The sequence below is a fragment of the Bacillus sp. IT-79MI2 genome (assembly GCF_949768135.1).
GTDB classification, from domain to species: domain Bacteria; phylum Bacillota; class Bacilli; order Bacillales; family Bacillaceae_G; genus Bacillus_A; species Bacillus_A pseudomycoides.
On record NZ_CATKPV010000062.1, the window covers coordinates 151,813 to 178,442 of the forward strand.

General features: G+C 39.4%; 24 protein-coding genes. 21 read left to right on the forward strand and 3 right to left on the reverse strand.

What is annotated here, in order from left to right:
* Nucleotides 1–175 precede the first annotated feature (175 nt).
* Nucleotides 176–1,129, reverse strand: a complete 954-nt coding sequence (uvsE, locus tag ACM6HU_RS14420; RefSeq protein WP_414848242.1) for a UV DNA damage repair endonuclease UvsE — start codon at nucleotides 1,127–1,129, stop codon at nucleotides 176–178.
* 45 nt (nucleotides 1,130–1,174) lie between these two features.
* Nucleotides 1,175–2,368: a cardiolipin synthase gene (gene cls / locus ACM6HU_RS14425; protein WP_016112710.1), complete on the reverse strand. Its 1,194-nt coding sequence runs from the start codon at nucleotides 2,366–2,368 to the stop codon at nucleotides 1,175–1,177.
* Nucleotides 2,369–2,572: 204 nt separating this feature from the next.
* On the opposite strand from cls, the gene ACM6HU_RS14430 reads away from it, so the two are divergent.
* From ACM6HU_RS14430 to pyrG, 8 genes are all read left to right on the forward strand, one after another.
* On the forward strand, nucleotides 2,573–4,684 hold the full coding sequence (locus ACM6HU_RS14430; protein ID WP_016112709.1) for a (Fe-S)-binding protein: 2,112 nt from the start codon (nucleotides 2,573–2,575) through the stop codon (nucleotides 4,682–4,684).
* A gap of 9 nt (nucleotides 4,685–4,693) precedes the next feature.
* A complete protein-coding gene (locus tag ACM6HU_RS14435) occupies nucleotides 4,694–5,977 on the forward strand; it encodes an acetyl-CoA C-acetyltransferase (RefSeq protein WP_275857324.1) in 1,284 nt (427 codons plus the stop codon).
* Between the two features lie 18 nt (nucleotides 5,978–5,995).
* Nucleotides 5,996–6,847: a 3-hydroxybutyryl-CoA dehydrogenase gene (locus ACM6HU_RS14440; protein ID WP_006096674.1), complete on the forward strand. Its 852-nt coding sequence runs from the start codon at nucleotides 5,996–5,998 to the stop codon at nucleotides 6,845–6,847.
* Between the two features lie 89 nt (nucleotides 6,848–6,936).
* Nucleotides 6,937–8,067, forward strand: a complete 1,131-nt coding sequence (locus ACM6HU_RS14445; protein WP_016112707.1) for an acyl-CoA dehydrogenase — start codon at nucleotides 6,937–6,939, stop codon at nucleotides 8,065–8,067.
* A gap of 27 nt (nucleotides 8,068–8,094) precedes the next feature.
* Nucleotides 8,095–9,234, forward strand: a complete 1,140-nt coding sequence (acdA, locus tag ACM6HU_RS14450; protein WP_016112706.1) for an acyl-CoA dehydrogenase AcdA — start codon at nucleotides 8,095–8,097, stop codon at nucleotides 9,232–9,234.
* 63 nt (nucleotides 9,235–9,297) lie between these two features.
* The gene (locus ACM6HU_RS14455) at nucleotides 9,298–9,927 is read left to right on the forward strand and encodes a TetR/AcrR family transcriptional regulator (protein WP_088093736.1); all 630 of its coding nucleotides are present in this window, start codon (nucleotides 9,298–9,300) and stop codon (nucleotides 9,925–9,927) included.
* 327 nt (nucleotides 9,928–10,254) lie between these two features.
* A complete protein-coding gene (gene rpoE, locus ACM6HU_RS14460; RefSeq protein ID WP_016112704.1) occupies nucleotides 10,255–10,770 on the forward strand; it encodes a DNA-directed RNA polymerase subunit delta in 516 nt (171 codons plus the stop codon).
* A 257-nt stretch (nucleotides 10,771–11,027) separates the two neighbouring features.
* Nucleotides 11,028–12,635: a CTP synthase gene (gene pyrG / locus ACM6HU_RS14465; RefSeq protein WP_016112703.1), complete on the forward strand. Its 1,608-nt coding sequence runs from the start codon at nucleotides 11,028–11,030 to the stop codon at nucleotides 12,633–12,635.
* A 35-nt stretch (nucleotides 12,636–12,670) separates the two neighbouring features.
* On the opposite strand, the gene ACM6HU_RS14470 is transcribed toward pyrG, so the two are convergent.
* On the reverse strand, nucleotides 12,671–13,198 hold the full coding sequence (locus ACM6HU_RS14470; protein WP_016112702.1) for a DUF2529 domain-containing protein: 528 nt from the start codon (nucleotides 13,196–13,198) through the stop codon (nucleotides 12,671–12,673).
* A gap of 204 nt (nucleotides 13,199–13,402) precedes the next feature.
* Between ACM6HU_RS14470 and spo0F the strand changes: the two genes are divergently transcribed.
* From spo0F to ACM6HU_RS14535, 13 genes are all read left to right on the forward strand, one after another.
* The gene (gene spo0F / locus ACM6HU_RS14475) at nucleotides 13,403–13,771 is read left to right on the forward strand and encodes a sporulation initiation phosphotransferase Spo0F (protein WP_016112701.1); all 369 of its coding nucleotides are present in this window, start codon (nucleotides 13,403–13,405) and stop codon (nucleotides 13,769–13,771) included.
* A gap of 209 nt (nucleotides 13,772–13,980) precedes the next feature.
* Nucleotides 13,981–14,838, forward strand: coding sequence for a class II fructose-bisphosphate aldolase (locus tag ACM6HU_RS14480; protein ID WP_016112700.1), 858 nt, complete (start codon nucleotides 13,981–13,983; stop codon nucleotides 14,836–14,838).
* Nucleotides 14,839–15,226: 388 nt separating this feature from the next.
* Complete coding sequence (murA, locus tag ACM6HU_RS14485; RefSeq protein WP_016112699.1) at nucleotides 15,227–16,516, forward strand: UDP-N-acetylglucosamine 1-carboxyvinyltransferase; 1,290 nt, start codon at nucleotides 15,227–15,229, stop codon at nucleotides 16,514–16,516.
* A gap of 188 nt (nucleotides 16,517–16,704) precedes the next feature.
* Entirely contained in the window at nucleotides 16,705–17,670 is a 966-nt protein-coding gene (glpX, locus tag ACM6HU_RS14490; protein WP_003209232.1) for a class II fructose-bisphosphatase, read from the forward strand.
* 217 nt (nucleotides 17,671–17,887) lie between these two features.
* Nucleotides 17,888–19,159, forward strand: a complete 1,272-nt coding sequence (gene rho, locus ACM6HU_RS14495; RefSeq protein WP_003202242.1) for a transcription termination factor Rho — start codon at nucleotides 17,888–17,890, stop codon at nucleotides 19,157–19,159.
* A 384-nt stretch (nucleotides 19,160–19,543) separates the two neighbouring features.
* Entirely contained in the window at nucleotides 19,544–19,789 is a 246-nt protein-coding gene (locus tag ACM6HU_RS14500; protein WP_000643435.1) for a type B 50S ribosomal protein L31, read from the forward strand.
* A 109-nt stretch (nucleotides 19,790–19,898) separates the two neighbouring features.
* A complete protein-coding gene (locus ACM6HU_RS14505; protein WP_016112698.1) occupies nucleotides 19,899–20,483 on the forward strand; it encodes a thymidine kinase in 585 nt (194 codons plus the stop codon).
* A gap of 149 nt (nucleotides 20,484–20,632) precedes the next feature.
* Entirely contained in the window at nucleotides 20,633–21,700 is a 1,068-nt protein-coding gene (gene prfA / locus ACM6HU_RS14510; RefSeq protein ID WP_016112697.1) for a peptide chain release factor 1, read from the forward strand.
* Nucleotides 21,700–22,551, forward strand: a complete 852-nt coding sequence (gene prmC, locus ACM6HU_RS14515; protein WP_016112696.1) for a peptide chain release factor N(5)-glutamine methyltransferase — start codon at nucleotides 21,700–21,702, stop codon at nucleotides 22,549–22,551. The genes prfA and prmC overlap by 1 nt, the downstream gene beginning before the upstream one ends.
* 309 nt (nucleotides 22,552–22,860) lie before the next feature.
* The gene (gene spoIIR / locus ACM6HU_RS14520; RefSeq protein WP_016112695.1) at nucleotides 22,861–23,736 is read left to right on the forward strand and encodes a stage II sporulation protein R; all 876 of its coding nucleotides are present in this window, start codon (nucleotides 22,861–22,863) and stop codon (nucleotides 23,734–23,736) included.
* A 50-nt stretch (nucleotides 23,737–23,786) separates the two neighbouring features.
* A complete protein-coding gene (locus tag ACM6HU_RS14525; RefSeq protein WP_016112694.1) occupies nucleotides 23,787–24,245 on the forward strand; it encodes a hypothetical protein in 459 nt (152 codons plus the stop codon).
* Nucleotides 24,246–24,352: 107 nt separating this feature from the next.
* On the forward strand, nucleotides 24,353–25,396 hold the full coding sequence (locus tag ACM6HU_RS14530) for an L-threonylcarbamoyladenylate synthase (RefSeq protein WP_016112693.1): 1,044 nt from the start codon (nucleotides 24,353–24,355) through the stop codon (nucleotides 25,394–25,396).
* A 540-nt stretch (nucleotides 25,397–25,936) separates the two neighbouring features.
* Nucleotides 25,937–26,485: a manganese efflux pump MntP family protein gene (locus ACM6HU_RS14535; protein ID WP_016112692.1), complete on the forward strand. Its 549-nt coding sequence runs from the start codon at nucleotides 25,937–25,939 to the stop codon at nucleotides 26,483–26,485.
* Nucleotides 26,486–26,630: the final 145 nt, after the last annotated feature.

Genomic DNA, 26,630 nt, shown 5'->3' on the forward strand with positions numbered 1-26,630 from the left:
TAAGGAGCCGCTTCTGTAATAAATTAATAAGCTTGCTAACTAAAAAACGTGAATCTGGTCACAATTTTGCTTATATAAAAATGACCATTGTTCATGCGTTTCAACGCCCTTAGCAAAATACCATATTTTAATAATATCACCCCGAAGAGAATGGCATCATGAAAAAACGTTACAATTACCATTGTAACGCTGCACCACTTATTCGTCTCACTCCTCTTATAGAAGCGAGCTCATCTAATAATTGAAAAAGAGCTAAATCTTTTTGCTTGCTCTCAATCATAATATCGAAATCTTGATTTAGTTCTCTCGTGACGTGTAAAAAGGGTTTTATAAATGTAGCATCAATATAATTAGCGTGGGCCCTGAATTCCTTCTCCGATTTTGGTGAAGAAATATGAATCTTAGGGATGGTATTTGTATGATTCCATGTTTCGAAAATAGCAGGTAGTAGGTCCTCTAACGGTTCATCACAAAGATTTGCCATGTGATGATGATAATCAAATACAAAAGGGATTCTTTCTTGCTCACAAACAGCTAATGTTTCAGAAGCTGTATATGTTTTATCATCATTTTCAAGTGTCATTTGCTGCTTGATATGAGGGGGGAGTTTTTTTAAGTTTTCATGAAAGCGCAGTAAAGCTTTCTCTTTGTTGCCATATGCACCCCCAATATGGATATTAATGTAGGAAGAGTCTGCTAATCCCATTGCATCTAATACGTTATAGTGATACGTCATATCTAGGATCGCATTGTCTGTAATATGAGGTTTTTCACTTGTAAATAATGTGAACTGATTTGGATGAAAGCTGACTCGTAAGTTATGCTCTCGAATTAATTTCCCCATCTTACGCCAAAAGGGTGTAAATATATCGATATAATCAAAATCAACTTCAGGATAGGTTGCGAGTGGGACGATAGAAGATGATAATCGGTATAATGGAATTTCATGTGCGATATTGTAATGCAGGATACGTAATGTATGCATAAGGTTTTGCATTGTAATATTATATAATCTTTCTTCTCGTTCCTGTTTACCAAGCTTTTTCCACGTTGTAAATGTCATTGTTTTAGCAGGGGAGCAGTCCCACAAAGCGACTGCATGTGAGACATACCCAAAGCGCATAATCATCTGTCCTACCCCCGTTATTTATTATTTAATTATAAAAGTTTCATTTCATAAGAAAAACGCTAGTAACGTCCCAATCCATTCTTTTCCTTTATCGACAAGGGAGAGAGAGGAAACATCTTTCCAAGTAAGCAATGTAGATCCCTCTATATCTTTGCTAATGTGCACCTTAATTTCTTGTATAAAAGCCCGATCATATAGGAGACAATTTATTTCATGATTGATGTATATACTTCTCATATCAAAATTAGCTGTTCCGATATCACAAATATGATTATCTACCATAATAATTTTCGCGTGAAAAAATCCTTGTTGAAATTCATAAATATTACACCCTGCCCTCATCAATTTCCGGCAGTATGGTAATTTAGCTTCGCGAACGAGTGGGTGATCTGCTTTTTTAGGAACGAGAATCGTAATGCGAACACCTCGTTTTTTTGCTTGTAATAATGCATTCATTACTATTTTTCCCGGAATGAAATAGGGTGTCCCAATATATAATTCCTCTTTTGCACTTTCAATAAGTGATACAAATGTTTCCTGTAAATAGGCACCGTCTGTTGGGATAAAGCGGTGTAGCATAGGTCCTGGCATCTGTTTAGGAAAAAATGATGCTTCTTCTAATAAATCTTCATTTGTATCATCGCGCCAATCGTGCAAAAATTGTTTTTGTAAATCTTGTACGCCTTCGCCAGTCAGGCGTAAATGATAATCACGCCAAAGGCCCAATTCAGGATCATGCCCTAAATATTCTTCTCCAATGTTGAAACCTCCAATATAACCAATTTTCCCATCGATAATCGTAATTTTTCTATGATTTCTTTGGTTTGCAGAAAAAAAGAGAAAAGGGATCTTGATTTTATGACAATATGAAAAAGATACACCATGTTGCCTGAGTGAGCGAATGGCTTCATCTGATAAATGATGGCTTCCTATACGATCGAGAAGGAGACGTACTTCTATACCTTGTTTGGCTTTTTCAGTGAGAAGCCGTAAAAAGGTTTGACTAATTTCATCATTTTTGACAATGAAAAATAAAATATGTATATGATGCTTTGCCCCCTTTATATCCAGAAATAAATCATTGTATAAATTTGTTCCCCATGTATACAATTTAAAATTGCTACGTCGTAAGGGAAAAGGGCGGGACTTTATTTTTTTTAAATGATGTTTTCTTCCAAGTAAAAAGTCGAGTGAGACCCATATGACTAAGCATATTAGTAAGAGAGATAAAAAGACCATTATCAAATTACCTCCTGAGAATTCATTCTTATAGTTTCACCTAAATAAACAGCTTTATGAAAAAATGTTGTGTTGTATAACAAAAAACTGTTGACTGAATGCTCACTCATTATATAATGGGAATAGGAGATATAATTCAGAAAATTATTTATTTTCGAAGATTCTAAAAGAAAGAGGGCTTACAAAGAGAGGGGTATCATAAAAATGAATAGTTTACTGATCATTAATTGGCTGGCTGCCATTGCTGTTATTGCTTATGCTGGATATTTGTTTGTATATTTGATACGAACAAGGATGGCCTACATACAATTAGGAAAAAAAGTAGAATTTGATCGCCGCTTTAAAGAGAGGTGGGATATTCTTAAGGTTAACGTTTTCGGTCAAAAAAAATTGCTGAAAGATAAAAAAAGCGGTATCATGCACGTTATGTTTTTTTACGGATTTATTCTTGTCCAATTTGGAGCAATTGACTTCGTTTGGAAAGGATTAGCACCAGGATCACATCTTCCACTTGGACCACTATACCCTGCATTTACATTCTTCCAGGAAATTATCACACTTATGATTTTAATCGCAGTTTTTTGGGCTTTTCATAGAAGATACGTTGAAAAACTTGTTCGTTTAAAACGTAATTTTAAATCAGGCCTTGTTCTTATTTTTATCGGAGGCTTAATGCTTTCTGTACTACTTGGTAACGGAATGGGCATTATATGGCACGGCGAAGAGCTTTCGTGGAGCGAACCAATCGCTTCTGGAATCGCTTACGTTTTCTCAGGAATAAATGAAACCGCAGCCATTTCTGTGTTCTATTTCTCTTGGTGGGTGCATCTACTTATTTTGTTAACGTTTTTAGTTTATGTACCACAATCAAAACACGCACATTTAATTGCCGGACCTGCTAATGTATTCTTTACTCGCCTTTCTAATCCAGGGAAACTTGAAAAAATTAATTTTGAAGATGAGACACAAGAAACATTCGGCGTTGGGAAAATTGAGGATTTCAAACAGACGCAGCTTATTGATTTATACGCTTGTGTAGAGTGCGGGCGCTGTACAAATATGTGCCCGGCAACAGGAACGGGCAAAATGTTGTCACCAATGGATTTAATTTTAAAACTTCGCGATCACTTAACGGATAAGGGGGCAGCGGTAACATCACGGGCCCCATGGGTTCCGGCGGTTGCGTTTAACAATACACAAGGAAATCAGTTAGCGATGATGGCAGCGGGGCAAGGGCAACAAGAATCGGCTGCTACAGCACTTGCTTATGATCCAAGTTTAATCGGAGACGTCATTACAGAAGAAGAGATTTGGGCATGTACAACGTGCCGCAATTGTGAAGATCAATGTCCAGTTATGAATGAACACGTTGACAAAGTTATTGATTTACGTCGTTATCTCGTTTTAACAGAAGGAAAAATGGATCCAGAAGCGCAGCGTGCGATGACAAATATTGAGCGCCAAGGGAATCCGTGGGGGCTGAACCGTAAAGAGCGTGAAACGTGGCGCCAAGGCGATGATGAAGTAACCGTTCCAACAGTGAAAGAGAAAACAAAGACTGGCGAAGAGTTCGAATATTTATTCTGGGTAGGCTCAATGGGATCTTATGATAACCGCAGTCAGAAAATTGCAATATCATTTGCGAAGCTGATGAATAAAGCGGGCATTTCCTTTGCGATTCTTGGTAATAAAGAAAAGAACTCGGGAGATACGCCGCGCCGCCTTGGAAACGAATTTGTATTCCAAGAGATGGCCACAAAGAACATTGAAGAATTTGAAAAAGCAGGCGTGAAGAAAATCGTTACGATTGATCCGCATGCCTATAACACATTTAAAAATGAGTATCCAGACTTTGGCCTACAAGCAGAAGTCTATCACCATACAGAATTATTAGCACAGTGGGTGAAAGAAGGGCGATTAGAGCCGGTTCACCGTATTGAAGAGACAATTACGTATCATGACTCCTGTTATTTAGGAAGATACAACGAAGTATATGAAGCACCGCGCAGTATTTTAAAAGCAATTCCAGGTGTGAAAGTTGTTGAAATGGAGCGTAATCGTGAAACAGGCATGTGCTGCGGCGCAGGCGGCGGACTTATGTGGATGGAAGAAACAACAGGTTCGCGCATTAACGTTGCACGTACAGAGCAAGCACTTGCTGTGAAACCGTCAATCATTGGTACGGGATGCCCGTACTGCCTAACGATGATTAGTGACGGTACGAAAGCAAAAGAAGTAGAAGAGCAAGTTCAGACACTTGATGTAACAGAGATTTTAGAACGCTCTGTAATTGGGTCTAAAAAAGAAGTTATGTAATACGTAAGAATCCATACAACTTTAGAAAGAGGTGCAAGATTTGCACCTCTTCTCAGCGTAGGAGTATCGAGCGGGCGCTCAGCGCCGAAAAAAGAAATGGGGGAAATAAACGTGGTAAGAACAGTTATTTTAAGTGCTGCAAGAACACCGGTTGGAAAGTTTGGGGGATCTTTAAAGGATGTAAAAGCAACGGAACTTGGAGGAATTGCGATTAAAGCTGCGCTTGAGCGAGCGGATGTTGCTGCAAATGATGTTGAAGAAGTTATATTCGGAGCGGTGATTCAAGGAGGGCAGGGGCAAATTCCTTCGCGCCAAGCGGCGAGAGAAGCTGGACTTCCTTGGGAAACTCGTACAGAAACAGTGAATAAAGTTTGTGCATCTGGTCTTCGAGCTGTAACAATGGCTGATCAAATTATTCGTACTGGAGATCAAACGCTTATTGTAGCAGGCGGAATGGAATCGATGAGCAATAGTCCTTATATTTTACAAGGTGCACGATGGGGATACCGGATGGGACATAATCAAGTTGCCGATCTAAATGTAGTAGATGGCTTAACGTGTTCATTTTCTGGCGTACATATGGGTGTGTATGGCGGAGAAGTCGCGAAGGAGGACGGAATCTCTCGCGAAGCGCAAGATGAATGGGCATATCGCAGTCATCAGCGTGCAGTTTCTGCGCAGAAGGAAGGTCGACTTGAAGAGGAAATCGTACCGGTATCTGTACCGCAGCGAAAAGGTGAGCCGATTGTTGTTACAAAAGATGAAGCGCCGCGCGAAGATACAACAGTTGAAAAGCTAGCAAAGCTAAAGCCTGTATTTGATAAAACAGCGGCAGTAACGGCTGGAAATGCACCAGGGTTAAATGATGGCGGTGCGGCGCTTGTATTAATGAGCGAGGACAGAGCGCAGCAAGAAGGAAGAAAACCGTTAGCGACGATTTTAGCACATACAGCAATTGCGGTAGAAGCGAAAGATTTCCCAAGAACGCCAGGCTATGCGATTAATGAGCTTTTGAAGAAAACAGGTAAGACAGTGGATGAGATTGACTTATTTGAGATTAACGAAGCCTTTGCAGCAGTTGCAATTGCGAGTGCAAATATTGCAGGAATTGATCCGGAAAAAATTAACGTAAACGGTGGCGCGGTTGCGATGGGACATCCAATTGGAGCAAGCGGGGCACGGATTATTGTAACGCTTATTCATGCACTGAAGCAGCGCGGCGGCGGCATTGGAATTGCATCGATTTGCAGCGGCGGTGGTCAAGGCGACGCGATTATGATTGAAGTTCATTAATAAAAAGGGGGAGAAAAAATGAGTGTACAAAAAATTGTTGTAATCGGTGCGGGGCAAATGGGTTCAGGTATTGCACAAGTATGTGCGATGGCAGGATATGACGTATATATGCAGGATTTGAAACAAGAGCAATTAGATCGGGGATTATCCATTATTACAAAAAACTTAGCACGCCAAGTAGAAAAAGGACGCATGGATGAAGAGTCAAAGGAAGCAACTTTAAATCGTCTTACAGCGACGCTTGAATTAAATTGTGTAAAAGAAGCAGATCTTGTTATTGAGGCAGCCGTTGAGAAAATGGATATTAAAAAGAAAATTTTCGCGAATTTAGATGAAATTGCACCAGAACATGCGATTTTGGCGACAAATACATCGTCTTTACCAATTACAGAAATTGCAGCGGTAACGAAAAGACCAGAGAAAGTAATTGGGATGCACTTTATGAATCCAGTTCCGGTTATGAAGCTTGTTGAAATCATTCGGGGTCTTGCAACAGATGATGCAGTATACGAAACAATCGAAGACATTACAAAGAAAATCGGAAAAGTACCAGTTGAAGTAAATGATTTCCCTGGATTTGTTTCCAACCGTATTTTATTACCGATGATTAATGAAGCGATTTATACGCTATATGAAGGCGTCGCAACAAAAGAAGCAATTGATGAAGTGATGAAGCTCGGTATGAATCATCCAATGGGGCCATTAACATTAGCAGATTTTATTGGTCTAGATACGTGTTTGTACATTATGGAGGTTCTGCATGAAGGACTAGGAGATAGTAAGTATCGCCCATGTCCGTTATTACGTAAATATGTGAATGCTGGTTGGTTAGGTCGAAAAACAGGTCGTGGTTTCTACGTATACGAATAGAAAGCAAGGGTAGGTCTCCCTCTTTTTTACAAAGTAGTGGTCTTACCAGGTGGTTGAAAAAAGATATATCGCAAATGGGGGCGGGGCATATGAATTTTCGTTTTACAGAAGAGCAGCAGATGATGAGGAAAATGGTTCGAGATTTTGCACAAAAGGAAATCGCTCCCTTTGTTCCAGAGATGGAACAAGGGGTGTTTCCTAGAGAGATTTTGAAGAAAATGGGTGAGCTTGGACTTATGGGGATTCCAGCACCAGCAAAATATGGCGGTGCGGAAATGGATTTCATTTCTTACATTTTAGCTATTGAGGAATTATCAAAGGTGAGCGCGACAATTGGTGTTATTTTGGCGGTACACACATCGGTTGGAACAAACCCAATTTTATATTTTGGAACAGAAGAACAAAAGCAAAAATATGTTTCTAAACTAGCGACGGGTGAATATTTAGGTGCATTTGCTTTAACTGAGCCAAATGCGGGATCAGATGCAGGTAGCTTAAAATCAAGAGCCGTAAAGCAAGGTGATCACTATGTCATTAACGGTTCAAAAGTATTTATTACAAACGGTGGCGAGGCGGATACATATATCGTGTTTGCTTCTACGAATCCAGATGCAGGGAAGAGCGGAATTTCTGCGTTTATTGTAGAGAAAGATACACCAGGCTTAATCGTTGGAAAAGACGAACATAAGATGGGACTGCTTGGTTCTCGTACAGTGCAATTAACATTTGAAGATATGAAAGTACCAGTAGAAAACTTGCTTGGTGAAGAAGGACAAGGTTTTAAAGTAGCGATGGCGAATTTAGATGTTGGTCGCATTGGTATTGGAGCACAGGCACTTGGCATCGCCGAGGCAGCGCTAGCATGTGCAGTGGATTATGCGAAGGAGCGTCAGCAATTTGGAAAGCCAATTGCCGCGCAGCAAGGACTGGGCTTTAAACTGGCGGATATGGCTACGAGCGTAGAAGCTTCGAGGCTACTTGTATATAGAGCGGCATCGCTTAGGGCACAGGGACTTCCTTGCGGGAAGGAAGCATCTATCGCAAAGCTATTTGCTTCGAAAACAGCGGTGGATGTCGCAATTGAAGCGGTACAAGTATTTGGCGGTTACGGCTATACGAAAGATTATCCAGTTGAGCGATTTTTCCGTGATGCAAAAATTTGTGAGATTTATGAAGGAACGAGTGAAATACAGCGGCTTGTTATTAGCCGAGCGTTATAAAGAGAAGAGAGAGTGAGGGGAAGGAACATGGATTTTAAATTATCGGAAGAGCATGAAATGATACGAAAAATGGTTCGAGATTTTGCGAGAAATGAAGTGGCGCCGACAGCAGCGGAGCGAGATGAAGAAGAACGATTTGACCGCGCTTTATTTGACCAAATGGCGGACCTTGGTTTAACAGGAATTCCATGGCCTGAAGAATACGGCGGAATTGGAAGCGATTACTTAGCGTATGTGATTGCTGTAGAAGAGTTATCTCGTGTTTGCGCTTCGACAGGTGTCACGTTATCTGCTCATACTTCGCTTGCTGGTTGGCCCATTTTTAAATTTGGAACAGAGGAACAAAAACAAAAGTTTTTACGCCCGATGGCGGAAGGGAAGAAAATTGGTGCATACGGTTTAACAGAGCCAGGTTCTGGTTCAGATGCAGGCGGAATGAGAACGACAGCGAAGCGAGATGGCGATCACTACATTTTAAATGGTTCTAAGATTTTTATTACAAATGGCGGCATTGCCGATATTTACGTTGTCTTTGCATTGACTGATCCAGAATCAAAGCAGCGCGGCACAAGTGCATTCATTGTAGAAAGCGATGTGCTAGGGTTTTCAGTTGGTAAGAAAGAGAGCAAGCTTGGGATCCGCTCTTCACCAACAACAGAAATCATGTTTGAAGACTGCCGTATTCCTGCTGGAAATTTACTTGGCGAAGAAGGACAAGGGTTCAAAATTGCAATGCAGACGCTAGACGGTGGTCGTAACGGGATTGCGGCGCAAGCTGTTGGTATTGCGCAAGGAGCTTTAGATGCTTCTGTGGAGTATGCAAGAGAACGGCATCAGTTTGGAAAGCCAATTGCTGCGCAGCAAGGAATTGGTTTTAAATTAGCAGATATGGCGACAAGTGTAGAGGCAGCACGCCTATTAACATACCAAGCTGCTTGGCTAGAATCAGAAGGACTTCCGTACGGAAAAGAATCAGCGATGTCGAAGGTGTTTGCTGGGGATACAGCGATGAAAGTAACGACTGAAGCAGTGCAAGTATTTGGTGGTTACGGTTATACGAAAGATTACCCAGTAGAACGGTTCATGCGTGATGCAAAGATTACGCAAATTTATGAGGGAACACAAGAGATTCAAAGGCTTGTAATTTCTCGCATGTTAACGAAATAAGAGAAAAAGCGTAGGTATTTTCCTACGCTTTTTCCTTCCAAATGGTAGAGAGAGGTGAAGAGGATGGTTAAGCACAATGTGCATGCGTCTGTAAAGGATGAGAAATTGGTTGCACTAAGGCGCGAGCAGATGATTAAAGGAGCGGTGCAGCTTTTTAAGCAAAAGGGATTTCCTCGTACAACAACGAGGGAAATTGCAAAAGCAGCCGGATTTAGTATTGGGACACTTTATGAATATATCCGTACGAAAGATGATGTATTGTATTTAGTATGCGATAGCATTTACGAACATGTAAAAGAACGATTAGAAGAAGTGGTCTGCACGGAAAAAGGAAGCGTTGAAAGCTTAAGGGTAGCCATTACGAATTATTTTAAAGTAATGGATGAGTTGCAAGAAGAAGTATTAATTATGTATCAAGAAGTTCGTTTTTTACCGAAAGAGTCTCTACCATATGTGCTAGAAAAAGAGTTTCAAATGGTGGGAATGTTTGAAAATATTTTAGAACAGTGCACGGAAAACGGCACATTTACATTAACAAAAAAGGAAATTCAACTGCTGGCTCATAATATTTTCATTCAAGGACAAATGTGGGGATTTAGACGCTGGGCCCTGCAAAAACTTTATACGTTAGAGGAATATACAGAAATGCAGATTAGGTATATATTACATGGGGCGCATATGCTTCCGAAATAAAACGATATACCCCCCTCTTTTAGGCGGGAGAGAGCATCTAGCCATGCATAGAAGCGACCAGTGCCTTTTTTAGCTCCATTCCGAGTGAAACCAGAAGGAGAAAATGAGAGGAAATCCGCTTTTGTATTCATAGCCGCGCTTTATATAGTCCCTACAGGTTAATCTTGTAAATAATGGTCTGTAATCACTTTTATCGATTGCTCGTGAAAGTTTCCCGTTTTTTTTGTAGCATATTTGTTGGAGTTTTGTTTATAATGAATAGTATGGATTTTTTTAAACAGGCCGTTATATATAGGATTATATTTTAAGAAAGGAAGTGCCGCATAAGTGGATTTTAAGAAATATTCACCAGAAGAGCTAAAAGAATTATCCATGATTGAAGTTGTACATAGTGTTTTAGAGGATAAAAGACAGGCAACGTCATTCCATGATTTAGTTCGAGAAATCGCTCAAGTGCTGGGACTAACTCAAGAACAAGTTGCTGCGAAGATCGCACAATTCTATACAGATTTAAATATTGATGGACGTTTCATCAATTTAGGGGAAAACCGTTGGGGACTACGTAGTTGGTACCCATACGAGCAAATCGATGAAGAAATCTTACCTCAACCAAAGCCTAAGAAAAAACGTAAGGTTGAAGAGGAAGAAGATTTTGATGACTACATTGCAGAAGACGAAGACGACTTCGACGGTGACGACGAAGAAGATGATGTAGAAGATTTGGACAAGGTTCTTGACGAAGACGATGATCTTGATGATTTAGATGAAGATGATGAAGAGGAAGAATTCGCTGACGAAGAACTCGAGTATGATGAAACAGAAGAAGAAGAGGAAGAACTGTAGTTCTTGACTTTTCATTATCGTCCATGTAGAATCATTTTTGGGCTCTTTAAAACAGGACGATAATACTTTTAAAGTTTAAATATAAAAGAAAATTGCTCCCTACTTATTACTTTTTGTGATGAGGGGAGCAATTTTCTTTTTTGTTTTTTGTTTAGAAAATAAAAAGAGTCTAACAATAAGATAGATACGGTGTTATCTACATACGTTGCGCTTTGCAACGGTGATTATATAACAACAAAGTAGAAGGGAGTACTTTTATGACTAAGTATATTTTCGTAACAGGCGGTGTAGTATCTTCTTTAGGGAAAGGGATTACAGCAGCATCTCTTGGAAGACTTTTAAAAAATCGTGGTTTAAACGTAACAATCCAAAAGTTTGACCCATACATTAACGTAGACCCAGGGACAATGAGCCCATACCAACACGGTGAGGTATTCGTAACAGATGATGGCGCAGAAACAGACTTAGACCTTGGTCACTATGAGCGTTTCATTGACATTAACTTAAACAAATACAGCAACGTAACAACAGGTAAAATTTACTCTTCTGTTCTTCAAAAAGAGCGTCGTGGTGAATATTTAGGAGGAACAGTTCAAGTTATTCCTCACATTACAAATGAAATTAAAGAGCGTGTATATCGTTCAGGCCGCGAAACAAATGCGGACGTTGTTATTACAGAAATCGGGGGAACTGTTGGTGACATCGAGTCTCTACCATTCCTAGAAGCAATTCGCCAAATTAAGAGCGATATTGGTCGTGACAACGTAATGTACATTCACTGTACATTAATCCCGTACTTAAAAGCAGCGGGTGAAATGAAAACAAAACCAACGCAACATAGCGTTAAAGAACTTCGTAGCTTAGGTATTCAGCCAAATATTATCGTTGTTCGTACAGAATTGCCTGTTTCTCAAGATATGAAAGATAAGCTAGCATTATTCTGTGACATCGATACAAAAGCAGTTATTGAAGCGCGCGATGCAGATACGTTATATGCGGTTCCATTATCGCTTCAAGAGCAAAATATGGACCAAATCGTTTGCGATCACTTAAAACTAGACAATCCAGCTGCAGATATGACAGAGTGGACTGCATTAGTTGAAAAAGTACGTAACCTATCTAAGAAAACAAAAATCGCTCTTGTTGGTAAATATGTAGAACTTCAAGATGCATACATTTCTGTTGTAGAAGCACTTCGCCATGCAGGATATTCATTTGATACAGATGTAGAAGTGAAATGGGTAAATGCTGAGCACGTAACAGCAGAAAACGTAAAAGAATTAGTTGGCGACACAGACGGTATCCTTGTACCAGGTGGCTTCGGCGATCGTGGTGTAGAAGGGAAGATCGCTGCAATTCAATATGCACGTGAAAATAAAGTTCCATTCTTAGGAATTTGCTTAGGAATGCAACTTGCATCAATCGAATTTGCACGTAACGTATTAGGATTAGAAGGGGCTAACTCTTCTGAAATTAATCCTGACACGCCTTATGCAATTATTGACTTATTACCAGAACAAAAAGATGTAGAAGACTTAGGTGGCACACTTCGTCTTGGTCTATACCCATGTAAGCTTACTCCAGAAACAAATGCTTACAATGCGTATAATGAACCAGTTGTATACGAGCGTCATCGTCATCGTTATGAGTTCAACAACGAATTCCGTAAAGACATGGAAGGCGCTGGATTTATTTTCTCTGGCACAAGCCCAGATGGTCGTTTAGTAGAGATCATTGAATTACAAGATCATCCGTGGTTCGTGGCAGCACAGTTCCACCCAGAACTTGTATCTCGTCCAAACCGTCCACAACAATTGTTCCATGATTTCGTAAAAGCTTCTATTACGAATAAAGAAAGCAAGTAATAAAAAAGGCGTCCAAATTCGGACGCCTTTTTCTTTTACTCATATTCGTTTATCATTTCATCAATTGTAAATTTTAATCCGTGATAAGCAAATAGAGATAAGATTAAACTTGGGAACCCGTAACGGTTGCCTTCATCATCCGGGATTAAACCTTTTAGCAATTTTGTATCAATATGTACATCTGTGAACTGCTCTAGTGAGGATTCGCCATTTTGGATAGCTGAAATACCAACAATGGGGTGTCCTTCTTCTTGTAGTTGTTTCGCTAATGAAATGATGTTTTTATCTGTTGAAAAACGACTGATAAGAAGTACGCGGTCTGCGGATGTAACCTCTGCTTGGTTACCATTTTCGAGTAAGCGCTTTGCTTGTTTTAGTGGCTCTGCGCCGTGCAATGCTTCCGAAACAACGCCTTCCATTTCGTTTGTACCGTGTAAATAAACGATGCCATCACCAACTAACGCTTGTGCAAGTAGACGGGCACTATCTTCTATATTCATCTCTTCTTTTTGAGAAATCTTTGTGAAATAGCCGCTCAGCTGAGTAGAAAAAATTTTTAACATTGTATTACTCCTTTCGATTGTGTTAAGGCGGCTTTCATTATAGCTTATTTTTTTAGAAAGGCGAAGTAATAGAGGTAGCATAACAAAATAGTAGGCGGTAAAATAAGAAAGAATGGGAAGGAATTTGGTAAAGAATAGCGAAAATAAATCGAGTAAGATATAAGAAGCTTTTAATCTTGTATTTATACAGAAAGGTTGGGGATTATGGAAGGGAAAATTTTAATCGTTGATGATCAATACGGCATTCGTGTGTTGTTGCATGAAGTGTTCCAAAAAGAAGGTTATCAAACGTTCCAGGCAGCAAATGGATTTCAAGCTTTAGATATCGTGAAAAAGGATAATCCAGATTTAGTTATTTTAGATATGAAAATTCCAGGTATGGATGGTATAGAGATTTTAAAACATGTAAAAGAAATTAATGAAGATATTAAAGTTATTTTAATGACTGCTTATGGAGAGCTGGATATGATCCAAGAAGCGAAAGATTTAGGAGCTTTAATGCACTTTGCTAAGCCGTTTGATATTGATGAGATTCGCCAAGCGGTACGAAATGAAATCACTGTAGAGGCTTAAAAATGAATTTTTTATAAAAAATATGAAAAAAAGCGTTTACATGGACTGATGAGCAGGTGAATACAGTTGAGTTTTTGAGTACAAGTTGTTATCCTATTGAGTGTAGAAAAAAGTCCGGTATATAAATATACATATTTTACCTTATTCTGGTCATACTACCAGCGATAAGAATTTATCGGATACAAAAAACGTTTTTAGGAGGATTTACCATGCCTTTAGTTTCCATGAAAGAAATGCTAAACACAGCACTAGAAGGAAAATACGCAGTTGGTCAATTCAACATGAACAACTTAGAGTGGACTCAAGCTATCTTAGCTGCTGCGGAAGAAGAAAAATCTCCTGTAATCTTAGGTGTATCTGAGGGTGCAGCTCGTCATATGACTGGTTTCAAAACAGTTGTAGCTATGGTTAAAGCTTTAATCGAAGAAATGAACATCACTGTTCCTGTAGCGATTCACCTTGACCATGGTTCAAGCTTCGAAAAATGTAAAGAAGCAATCGATGCAGGTTTCACATCTGTAATGATCGATGCTTCTCACCACCCATTCGAAGAAAACGTTGAAACTACTAAAAAAGTAGTAGAATACGCACATGCTCGTAACGTATCTGTAGAAGCTGAGCTTGGTACAGTTGGCGGACAAGAAGACGATGTAATCGCTGAAGGCGTTATCTACGCTGATCCTGCAGAATGTAAGCACCTAGTTGAAGCAACTGGTATCGACTGCCTAGCTCCAGCTTTAGGTTCTGTACATGGTCCTTACAAAGGTGAGCCTAACTTAGGATTCAAAGAAATGGAAGAAGTTCGTGACGCTACTGGTGTACCTTTAGTACTTCACGGTGGTACTGGTATCCCAACTGCTGATATCGTAAAATCTATTTCTTTAGGTACTTCAAAAATCAACGTAAACACTGAGAACCAAATCGAGTTTACAAAAGCTGTTCGCGAAGTATTAAACAAAGACCTAGAAGCTTACGATCCTCGTAAATTTATCGGACCTGGCCGCGAAGCTATCAAAGCAACTGTTATTGGTAAAATTCGTGAATTCGGTTCTAACGGTAAAGCGTAAGAATAAAATTCCGTTTTGGAAACCGTCTAGTCTTTTAGACGGTTTCCTTTCGTTGTATAATGAAAGCGTGAACAAGTCTTAAGATTAAATGAATTGCCAATTTATTCACATGAACTGTAAGGAAATGTGAAAATGGAAAATGGTGTGAATGATTCTATTAATAAACGTTATCATGTATCTAAGATGAATTGACGAGTATAGCTTGACGGGCAGTTAGTCTTCATCTACTCGCCTAAAGCCTACCTATTTTAAGGTGAGGGCTTACTGCTTGTTAAGTTGAGGAAAGAGAAAAGTCAAAAATGATTGACTCTTTTGTTTTTCTTGATAGTATGCTGAACAAATGAGATTCTTAAGGAAAATAAATACATTCATAAGAAGGGAGCTCAACATGGAAAAGTTGCTGATTGAAGGTGGACGACCTTTAAACGGATCAATTCGCGTGAGCGGTGCAAAGAACAGTGCTGTTGCCCTAATTCCAGCGACCATTTTAGCTGATACTCCAGTGACCATCGGTGGTGTACCTAACATTTCAGATGTGAAGATGTTAGGAGACCTATTAGAGGAAATTGGAGGAGTTGTAACGTACAATCAGGAGGAAGAGATGACAGTTGATCCTTCCAAAATGGTTGCTATGCCCTTGCCAAACGGGAAGGTAAAAAAATTACGTGCTTCTTATTACTTGATGGGCGCTATGCTTGGCCGCTTTAACAAAGCTGTAATTGGGCTTCCTGGTGGATGTCACTTAGGGCCAAGACCAATTGATCAGCACATTAAAGGATTTGAAGCATTAGGTGCACATGTGACAAATGAGCAAGGTGCAATCTATTTAAGAGCGGATGAATTACGAGGAGCTCGTATTTATTTAGATGTTGTTAGTGTAGGAGCAACGATTAACATTATGCTAGCGGCTGTGCGTGCAAAAGGTAGAACGGTGATTGAAAACGCTGCGAAAGAACCAGAAATTATTGATGTAGCAACATTACTAACAAGTATGGGGGCACGAATTAAAGGTGCTGGTACAGATGTGATTCGTATTGATGGTGTGAATTCTCTGCATGGCTGTCACCATTCTATTATTCCAGACCGAATTGAAGCGGGTACGTACATGATTTTAGGAGCGGCGTCTGGTGGAGAAGTAACAGTTGATAATGTAATCCCGCAACATTTAGAGTCAATCACTGCAAAATTACGAGAAGCTGGTGTACAAGTTGAGACGAACGATGATCAAATTACGGTAAATGGGGATCGTAAGTTAAAGATTGTTGATGTAAAAACACTTGTGTATCCAGGATTTCCGACCGATTTACAGCAACCTTTTACAACTCTTTTAACAAAGGCGCATGGAACGGGAGTTGTAACGGATACGATTTACGGTGCTCGTTTTAAACATATTGATGAATTGCGCCGGATGAATGCACAAATTAAGGTAGAAGGCCGTTCTGCTATTGTGACAGGACCTGTTGCTTTGCAAGGAGCAAAGGTAAAAGCGAGCGATTTACGAGCAGGTGCTGCACTTGTAATTGCAGGATTAATGGCTGAAGGGATTACAGAAGTGACAGGGCTTGAACATATTGACCGAGGTTATGAAAATATAGTAGACAAGCTTAAAGGTCTTGGTGCAAACATTTGGCGAGAACAAATGTCGCGGCAAGAGATTGAAGAAATGAAAAATGCATAATTTGCAATGATTGTTGGCAATGTACTCTTGATATGGAGTTTTGCTGATTATTGCAAAATGAAGATGAAGTGGTGGTGCTTCCGTTAATGGGGGAAGAAGAATTACTGCTGACGGAAGCTACACTTTATAGAAGGAACCGGTTCACAAAATACGGCATAAATATTAAGACTTAAAGGAGAGGGATTATTGTGGAAAGAAGTTTATCTATGGAGTTAGTACGTGTAACAGAGGCTGCAGCATTATCATCAGCGCGTTGGATGGGACGCGGAAAAAAAGATGAAGCAGACGGTGCAGCAACATCAGCAATGCGCGATGTGTTCGATACAATTCCGATGAAAGGTACAGTTGTAATTGGTGAAGGGGAAATGGATGAAGCGCCAATGCTATACATCGGGGAAAAATTAGGTACAGGATACGGACCGCGCGTCGATGTTGCAGTTGATCCGTTAGAAGGAACAAATATCGTAGCAGCTGGAGGCTGGAATGCACTTGCTGTTATTGCGATTGCGGATCACGGTAATTTGTTACATGCTCCTGACATGTACATGGATAAAATTGCAGTTGGACCAGAAGCAGTTGGTGCAGTTGATATTGACGCACCTATTATTGATAACTTACGCGCTGTTGCAAAAGCGAAAAATAAAGATATTGAAGATGTTGTAGCAACAGTTCTAAACCGTCCGCGTCACCAAGCGATTATTGAAGAAATTCGCAAAGCTGGCGCTCGTATTAAATTGATTAATGATGGCGATGTAGCTGGAGCAATTAATACAGCATTTGATCGTACAGGTGTTGATATTTTATTCGGTTCTGGTGGTGCACCTGAAGGCGTTCTTGCAGCAGTTGCATTAAAATGTTTGGGCGGGGAAATTCACGGGAAGCTTCTTCCTCAAAATGAAGCAGAATTAGCTCGTTGTAAAAAAATGGGCATTGAAGATATAAATCGTATCCTTCGTATGGAAGACTTAGTGAAAGGTGACGACGCAATCTTTGCAGCAACAGGCGTAACAGATGGTGAATTACTACGTGGTGTTCAATTTAAAGGCAGTGTTGGTACAACAGAATCCCTTGTTATGCGTGCAAAATCCGGAACAGTTCGTTTCGTTGACGGACGCCATAGCTTAAATAAAAAACCAAATTTAGTAATTAAATAAAGAGAAAACAGAAGCAATATAAAAAGCGGAGACAAATTTTCTTGTCTTCGCTTCTTGTATTTGTGTTACAACGTATTGATTAAAACTGGATAAAAGGGTTACAATAGTGAATATTACCCTACTTGAACTTATTGCCTTTCATTATTATGTATTTGCCTTCCGTATATTTTCCCTTTACCCATGTGAAAAGAGAATAATGTCAAAGTGTGGTGTCTGAATGAATTTGTCAATTGCAGCATTAGAAAACATGAAATTAAAAGAGTTATATGAGCATGCGAAAGAATTTAAGATTTCGTATTACAGCAAATTAACAAAGAAAGAGTTAATTTTTGCTATATTAAAGGCTCGTGCAGAAAAAGAAGGTTTCTTCTTCATGGAAGGTGTACTCGAAATTATTCAATCAGAAGGATTTGGGTTCCTACGTCCAATCAACTATTCTCCAAGCTCAGAAGATATTTATATTTCAGCTTCGCAAATTCGTCGTTTTGATTTGCGTAATGGAGATAAGGTTTCTGGTAAAGTACGCCCGCCGAAAGAAAACGAACGCTATTTTGGATTGCTACAAGTAGAAGCAGTAAATGGTGATGATCCAGAATCAGCAAAAGAGCGTGTGCATTTCCCTGCATTAACACCGTTATATCCAAATCGTCAAATGAAATTGGAGACGGAGCCGAAGAAACTATCAACACGCATCATGGATTTAATTGCACCAGTTGGATTTGGACAACGTGGTTTAATTGTCGCGCCTCCAAAGGCTGGTAAAACGATACTATTAAAAGAAATTGCTCATAGTGTCACAACAAATCATCCAGAAGCAGAATTAATCGTACTTTTAATTGACGAACGTCCAGAGGAAGTAACGGATATTGAACGTTCTGTTAAAGGTGATGTTGTAAGTTCTACGTTCGATGAAGTACCGGAAAACCACATTAAGGTGGCTGAGCTTGTATTAGAACGTGCGATGCGTCTTGTAGAACATAAAAAAGACGTTATCATTTTAATGGATAGCATTACCCGTTTAGCACGTGCTTACAACCTTGTTATTCCACCAAGTGGACGTACATTATCGGGTGGTATTGACCCAGCTGCGTTCCATAGACCAAAACGATTTTTCGGGGCAGCTCGTAACATTGAAGAGGGCGGTAGCTTAACGATTTTAGCAACAGCACTTGTGGATACAGGGTCTCGTATGGATGATGTTATTTACGAAGAGTTTAAAGGAACAGGTAATATGGAACTTCATTTGGATCGCTCGTTAGCTGAGCGTCGTATCTTCCCAGCGATTGATATTCGCCGTTCTGGTACGCGTAAAGAAGATCTATTAATTCCGAAAGAACATTTAGACAAGCTATGGGGCATTCGTAAAACAATGCGTGATACACCAGACTTTGTTGAAAGTTTCTTACGTAAGATGCGTCAAATGAAAACAAATGAAGAATTTTTACAAAACATTGTTGCAGATTCCAAAAGATATGTAACAACGAAGTAAAGGGAAACGGTGATGACTCGCTTATTTTTATGCTAAGCGAGTTTTTTCATGTCTTTTTGTGGAGAAGTTTAGCTGGTTAGAGTTGAATGAGCCGTCTCCGCTTTTAGGTATATCCAGTTCCAGCGGCAAGAATGGTCGGTGGCTTCGCTTCTTCCTACGAGGCAAAAGGCGCCTCTACGTCAGAAGCTCCATCCTCCACCCTCCACCCATTCGGAATGAGCCGCTTCCACTTTTAATTTATAAAAGACAAAAACAGGTAGTTGCAAAATGAAGTTAGCCTTGTTATAATTTCATCATATGTGTTTCATCATTATAGTTGTATTCGCAGCTAAAGATGAAAAACTCTGTTTCGAAAATGATTCAGGGCGGAAGGAGATGAAAAGAATGAAAGCAGGAATTCATCCGGATTACAAGAAAGTTGTATTCATGGACACAAACACAGGCTTCAAATTCTTAAGCGGATCTACTAAAGGATCTAGCGAAACGGTTGAGTGGGAAGATGGAAACACTTATCCATTACTAAAAGTTGAGATCAGTTCTGATTCTCACCCATTCTACACTGGACGTCAGAAGTTTGCTACTGCAGACGGACGTGTTGACCGCTTCAACAAGAAATACGGTATTAAGTAATAAAAAACATAAAACAGGCAAGTGTATCTATTCGCTTGTCTGTTTTTTTTGCGAAAATATTAAACCTTTACCCTACTTTGGATAAAAAAGTAGATGAAAGGAGAGCTCCATGTACTTAATAAATCAAAACGGTTGGATTGAAGTGATTTGCGGAAGTATGTTTTCTGGAAAATCAGAAGAGCTCATCCGCCGCGTGCGCCGTACACAATTTGCAAAGCAACATGCAATTGTATTTAAACCATGTATTGATAACCGTTATAGTGAAGAAGATGTTGTATCACATAATGGATTAAAGGTAAAAGCAGTTCCTGTTTCAGCTTCAAAAGATATATTTAATCATATAACAGAAGAAATGGACGTTATTGCAATTGATGAGGTGCAATTCTTTGATGGGGACATTGTGGAAGTGGTGCAAATATTGGCAAATCGTGGCTATCGTGTCATTGTAGCCGGTTTAGACCAAGATTTCCGTGGTCTACCATTTGGACAAGTTCCTCAGTTGATGGCAATTGCTGAACATGTAACAAAATTGCAAGCAGTTTGTTCTGTATGCGGATCTCCAGCAAGCCGTACACAACGTTTAATTGATGGAGAGCCAGCTGCATTCGATGATCCAATTATTTTAGTCGGGGCTTCGGAGTCATATGAGCCGCGTTGTCGTCATTGTCATGCAGTACCTACAAAACAAAAATAAGTAAAACTCGCTACAATAGGGCGGGTTTTTTTCGAAAATAGATGAAGAGTGGGGCGGACTGCCTGCACTTTTAAAATAATAATTTGCGTTTTTTTGATTAAGTACCATATACTATTTGTATTAAAGACTAGGATGTTGAGGTGAATGATGTGTTAGATCGTTTGCAAGCTGTAGAAGATCGTTATGAGAAGTTAAACGAGCTGTTAAGTGATCCAGAGATTATTAGTGATTCGAATAAACTTCGTGAATATTCAAAGGAACAATCTGATATTCAAGAAAAGGTAGAGGTGTACCGTGAGTATAAAGATGTTCGTGAGCAATTAAGAGATGCGAAGGCAATGTTAGAAGAAAAGTTAGATGCTGACATGCGTGAAATGGTAAAGGAAGAAGTTTCTGAGTTAGAGGGACAAGAGAAGGGATTATCAGAGCGTCTGAAAATTTTACTTGTTCCAAAGGACCCGAATGATGATAAAAACGTTATTGTGGAGGTTCGTGGTGCTGCTGGTGGCGATGAGGCTGCTTTATTTGCTGGTGATTTATACCGTATGTATAGCCGTTATGCTGAGGTACAAGGTTGGAAAACTGAAATTATCGAAGCGAGTTATACAGAGTTAGGTGGATATAAAGAGATTATCTTTATGATCAACGGTAAAGGCGCTTTCGCAAAGTTGAAGTTTGAAAATGGTGCACACCGTGTGCAACGTGTTCCGGAAACAGAATCTGGAGGACGTATCCATACTTCTACAGCAACTGTAGCTGTATTACCGGAAGCAGAAGAAGTAGAAATCGATATTCATGAAAAAGATGTTCGTGTTGATACATTTGCTTCTAGTGGTCCTGGTGGACAAAGTGTTAATACAACGATGTCAGCGGTACGTTTAACGCATTTACCGACTGGTGTAGTTGTATCTTGTCAGGATGAAAAGTCGCAAATTAAGAACAAAGAAAAAGCAATGAAAGTATTACGTGCACGTGTTTATGATAAATTTAGACAAGAAGCGCAAGCTGAGTACGATCAAAACCGTAAACAAGCTGTTGGTACGGGAGACCGTTCAGAGCGTATTCGTACGTATAACTTCCCGCAAAACCGTGTTACAGACCATCGAATCGGTTTAACGATTCAGAAGCTAGATCAAATCTTACAAGGTAAGTTAGATGATTTCATCAATGCCTTAGTGATGGAAGATCAGGCGCAAAAGATGGAGGCAGCTGAGTAATGCGTGTCTATGAAGCCCTGAAATGGGCTTCTTCTTTTTTACAAGAAAATGGGCGAGATGAAAATGCGGGAGAAATTGTCCTTTGTCATGTATTAAAGACGAATCGAACAGGCTTAATGATGAACATGCGTGAAGAAGTGTCTGAGGAACAACAGAAGACGTTTACGAGCTTTATCCACAAACATGTAGGTGGGATTCCTATTCAATATATGATGGGATATGAAATGTTTTATGGTCGTTCGTTTTTCGTAAATGAAGAAGTATTAATACCAAGACCAGAAACAGAAGAGCTTATAGTAGGTGTATTAGATAGAATCCAGCGTATGTTTGGTAAGCAGGAACTGCATATAGCTGATATTGGTACGGGAAGTGGAGCAATTTCAATTACGCTCGCTTTAGAAAATCAAAATCTTCATATGTATACAGTAGATATCGCACAGGAATCTATTGAAGTTGCGAAAGAAAATGCAAAAGCATTAGGTGCAAATGTAACGTTCTATCATGGTGATTTATTATCACCGTTTTATGAAACGGGGCAAAAATTAGATGTTGTTGTTTCAAATCCCCCATATATTCCAGAAGAAGACTGGAGAGGTCTTTCTCCGGTTGTGAAAGAGCATGAACCGAAGCGTGCGCTTGTTGGCGGGGAAGATGGGCTTGATTTTTATCGCCGTTTTATGGAAGAGTTGCCAAACGTCTTGCAAAGAAAAGCAATTGTTGCTTTTGAAGTAGGCATAGGGCAAGGTGAAGATGTTAAAAGGTTATTGCAGCAGACATTTCCGCATGCCCATGTAGAAGTTGTATTTGATATTAACGGAAAAGATCGTATGGTATTTGCGGAAATGGAGTAAGGATAGAACCTTACTCCATTTTTCTATATAAATCCATTTTGCCTTTTCAACATATAAGTCGCGACTATGAAAAATAAAAGGTGACCTGCCGTTTTCTCCTTCTGTTTTCACGTAGCATGGGGCGAAAAAAGACCCTGACCGCATCTATGCATGGCTAGATGCTCTCTTCCATCCAAAAAGAAAGGTTTTAAATCGTTTTTTTCAATTTGTATTTACATACACTCGAAGGTTTTTCTATAGATTTAGAATTTAATAGTTTAGAAAGAGGTAAGAGTGTCTACACTGTTTACAGAAGGGACGGTGTAGGAGATGAAAAAACAAGCGATTGCCTATTTTCTTTTATTATTAATTGGTGCACAGTTACTTGTGCAGTTTGGATATATGAAAGTTGATGCGAAGGGAAAAACTGTTATTCCGAAAGAAGCTGTTCGATTACGTATTTTAGCAAATAGCGATTCGAAGGAAGATCAGGCGCTAAAACGTAAAGTGCGCGATGAAGTAAAGACGCAAATTGATGGTTGGGTAGCAGATTTGAAATCGTTTGAACACGCACGTCGCGTTATTCAGAGTCACATCCCAGAAATTGAAAAAACGGTTGCTAATACGTTAAAACGCGAAGGAAGTAAAGAATCATTTCAAGTTACATTTGGCAAAAACATTAAATTTCCTACAAAAGTATATGGGAATTTTATTTATCCAGCAGGGGAATATGAAGCAGTACTCATTTCAATTGGAAAAGGTGAAGGGGCAAATTGGTGGTGTGTGTTATTCCCGCCAATGTGTTTTCTAGATTTCTCTAGTGGATCGGCTGTAAAAAAAGAAGAGCATGTTGTAAAAGCAGAATCAATGGATGGGGAAGAACAGCCAGTAAAAATACAGGAAGAAAAAGAAGAGGTATCGGAAAAACAAAATCAAGATGTTCTGTTGAAACAAAAAAAGGGACAAGAAACATCGAAAAAAGAGGTTGTTTCAAAAGTACAAACTACTGTGAAAGAAACAAATGAAAAGATTGCACAAGAAAAAAGCGTAAAACAGGAAGAAAAACAACTTGTGGAAAAAATAGAAAAACCTCTGGAGAAGAAACAAAAACAAACAATTGAAACAGTAGAAACAGAAGAGCAAGAGGAAAAACCGAAAGTGAAATTATTTATTGTAGAAGCATTCACATCGTTATTTTCTAAATAAGTACTATTTTGGAATCCTTCCTCATATATAGAAATGAGGGGGGATTTGTTGTGAAAAAGACTTATTTTGCTACAAGCGCTGATGTTGAGAGATTACATTCTTTTTTCGGACAAGCTAATAAAAAAGATGATAAAATAAATGAGTTATACGAGCAATTTATGATATTGGAAGATGACGGAGAGATACAAGCTGTAATTGGTTATGAACAAAAAGGAGAAAATGCACTCATTCGTTCTTGTTTGTTCACACCCATTGTGGATAACAAGACTTTCTTATATTTTTTTGAAATGTTTTTGCAGTATATGAAAGAGAAAAGTATCGGGCAAGTATATTTACTCACAAATCATCCACAATCTGTGACGGTCTTTCAGTTTTTCAACTTTATAACTGTGGAAAAACATAAAGTTCCAGAGGGTATTCAGCAGTTAGAACATTTTTGTGAAAATATAAAACAGCAGAATGTAATAATACTAAATTGTCAGCTATTCACAAAGTTATCCACTGATTAATCGGGTTTATCCACATTTTGTGGATAAACCTTATTTGTCTTTTGGATAAATCTCATAGTAAACTAAATATAACAAGTATTTCATGGGAAAAAAGGACGTGGGAAAAAATGCATACAAATATGTGGACTGTGGATAATGTTGTGGAAATAAAAAAAGATTATCCACAATTACAAAAAGCAGCAAAATTACTAAGGGAAAATGAAGCGATTGCTTTTCCGACAGAGACGGTATACGGGCTAGGAGCAAATGCGATGAATGATGAAGCAATTGCGAAAATTTTTGAAGCGAAAGGCAGACCGAGTGATAATCCGCTGATTGTCCATATTGGTTCTAAATCGCAGTTAAAAGGAATTGTTAGAGAAATACCAGAGGTTGCAGAAGTCTTAATGAAGCACTTTTGGCCGGGACCATTAACAATTATTTTACCGAAAAAAGAGGGGATTTCTGAAAAGGTTACGGCTGGTTTAGATACAGTTGGAGTTAGAATGCCGGATCATCCAGTGGCGCTAGCTCTTATTGAAGAGGCGAATGTACCTGTTGCAGCACCCAGTGCCAATCGTTCTGGGCGTCCGAGTCCAACACTAGCATCTCACGTATATGAAGATTTAAATGGAAAGATTGCTGGTATTGTTGATGGTGGTGCGACTGGCGTTGGGGTTGAATCAACGGTAATTGATTGTACAAGTGAAGTACCGACGATTTTACGTCCAGGTGGGATTACGAAGGAACAGCTGGAAGAAGTGATCGGAACTGTTTCGTTAGATCCTGCGCTAAAAGATGAGAAAGAAAAACCGAAGGCACCAGGGATGAAATATACACATTATGCACCGAAAGCACCACTTAGTATTGTTGAAGGGTCTCGTGATTTTATTCAACAGCTTGTAGATCAGAAGAAAGACGAAGGGTATACGGTAGGTGTATTAACGACAGAAGAATATCAACATGAATATAAAGCGGATGTTGTATTGTCTTGCGGAGTGCGAAGTGATTTAGCAAGCGTTGCAACTAAATTATACGATGTACTGAGAACATTTGATGCCAGCAAAGTAGATGTGATTTTTAGCGAATCATTTCCGAATGAAGGAATTGGAAATGCAATCATGAACCGTTTAACGAAAGCGGCAGGGCATCATATTATTATTGAAGAGTAGGCGAGTTGAAAAATTAAAGCCTATTTTTTAGGGTGGAAGAGAGGATCCGCTCATGCATAGAAGCGGTCAGTGACTTTTTTGGCCCCATGCCGAGTGAAACCAGAAGGAGAGAACGAGTGTGGGTTACCTTTTGTTTTCATGGCCCTAATGTGAGTGTTGGATAATGAAAATGGGAGTAGGCGGTGAAGGTTTTAGTTTGTGTAAATACAAATTGAAAAACGAGGTATTCCATTTTTTAAGTTGGAAGAGAGGATCCGTTCATGCATAGAAGCGGTCAGTGATTTTTTTGGCCCCATGCCGAGTGAAACCAGAAGGAGAAAACGAGTGTGGGTTACCTTTTGTTTTCATGGCCCTAATGTGAATGTTGGATAATTGAAATGGATGTATCCTGTAAAAGCCCGATTAGTGGGGCTAATAATCAGTCGGGGATGAAGAAAACCCCCACTGATTAAAGTTTCATTTTATATAGAAAAATTTCGTAGATTCTATTTCTCCTCGGATGAGCATATTGTGAAGTAGCAAGTCCGAGGAGGGACATGGATGACGGTTGAACAACTAGTACCTTTGATTATAATGGCATTTGCCTTAGGGATGGATGCATTTTCTGTAAGCCTCGGCATGGGTATGGTAACGCTCAGAATGCGACAAATCATTTATATCGGTATGACAATAGGACTATTTCATATTGTTATGCCGTTTCTCGGTATGATACTAGGTCGTTTTTTATCAGAGAAATTTGGGCATATTGCGACTGTTGCTGGGGCTATTCTGTTAATTGGATTAGGATTTTATATTGTGTACTCTTCCATCTTAGAAAGCGAAGAAACTAGGTCTGCTCCGGTAGGAATTAGCTTATTGGTATTTGCATTTAGTGTAAGTATAGATAGCTTTTCAGTTGGGCTCAGCCTCGGGATTTACGGAGCACAAATGGTTGTAACAATATTGCTGTTTGGATTAGTCAGTATGATATTAGCGTGGGGTGGTTTACTTATTGGAAGACATGCAAAGCATATGCTCGGTACATATGGTGAAGTACTCGGTGGTATCATTCTTGTCGGGTTTGGACTCAGCCTGCTCTTTTCGATATAATCTTGTTATCATGTAAGGAAATGGAAGGCTGGAGAAATGATATATTCGGTTTTTAATGTTTTTTCTAAGATGGTTACGCCGGCTTATTGTTTGGAGAATTATTTTACAAATAGCGGTACTTGACTGGCTGAAGTTAATTCGAGAA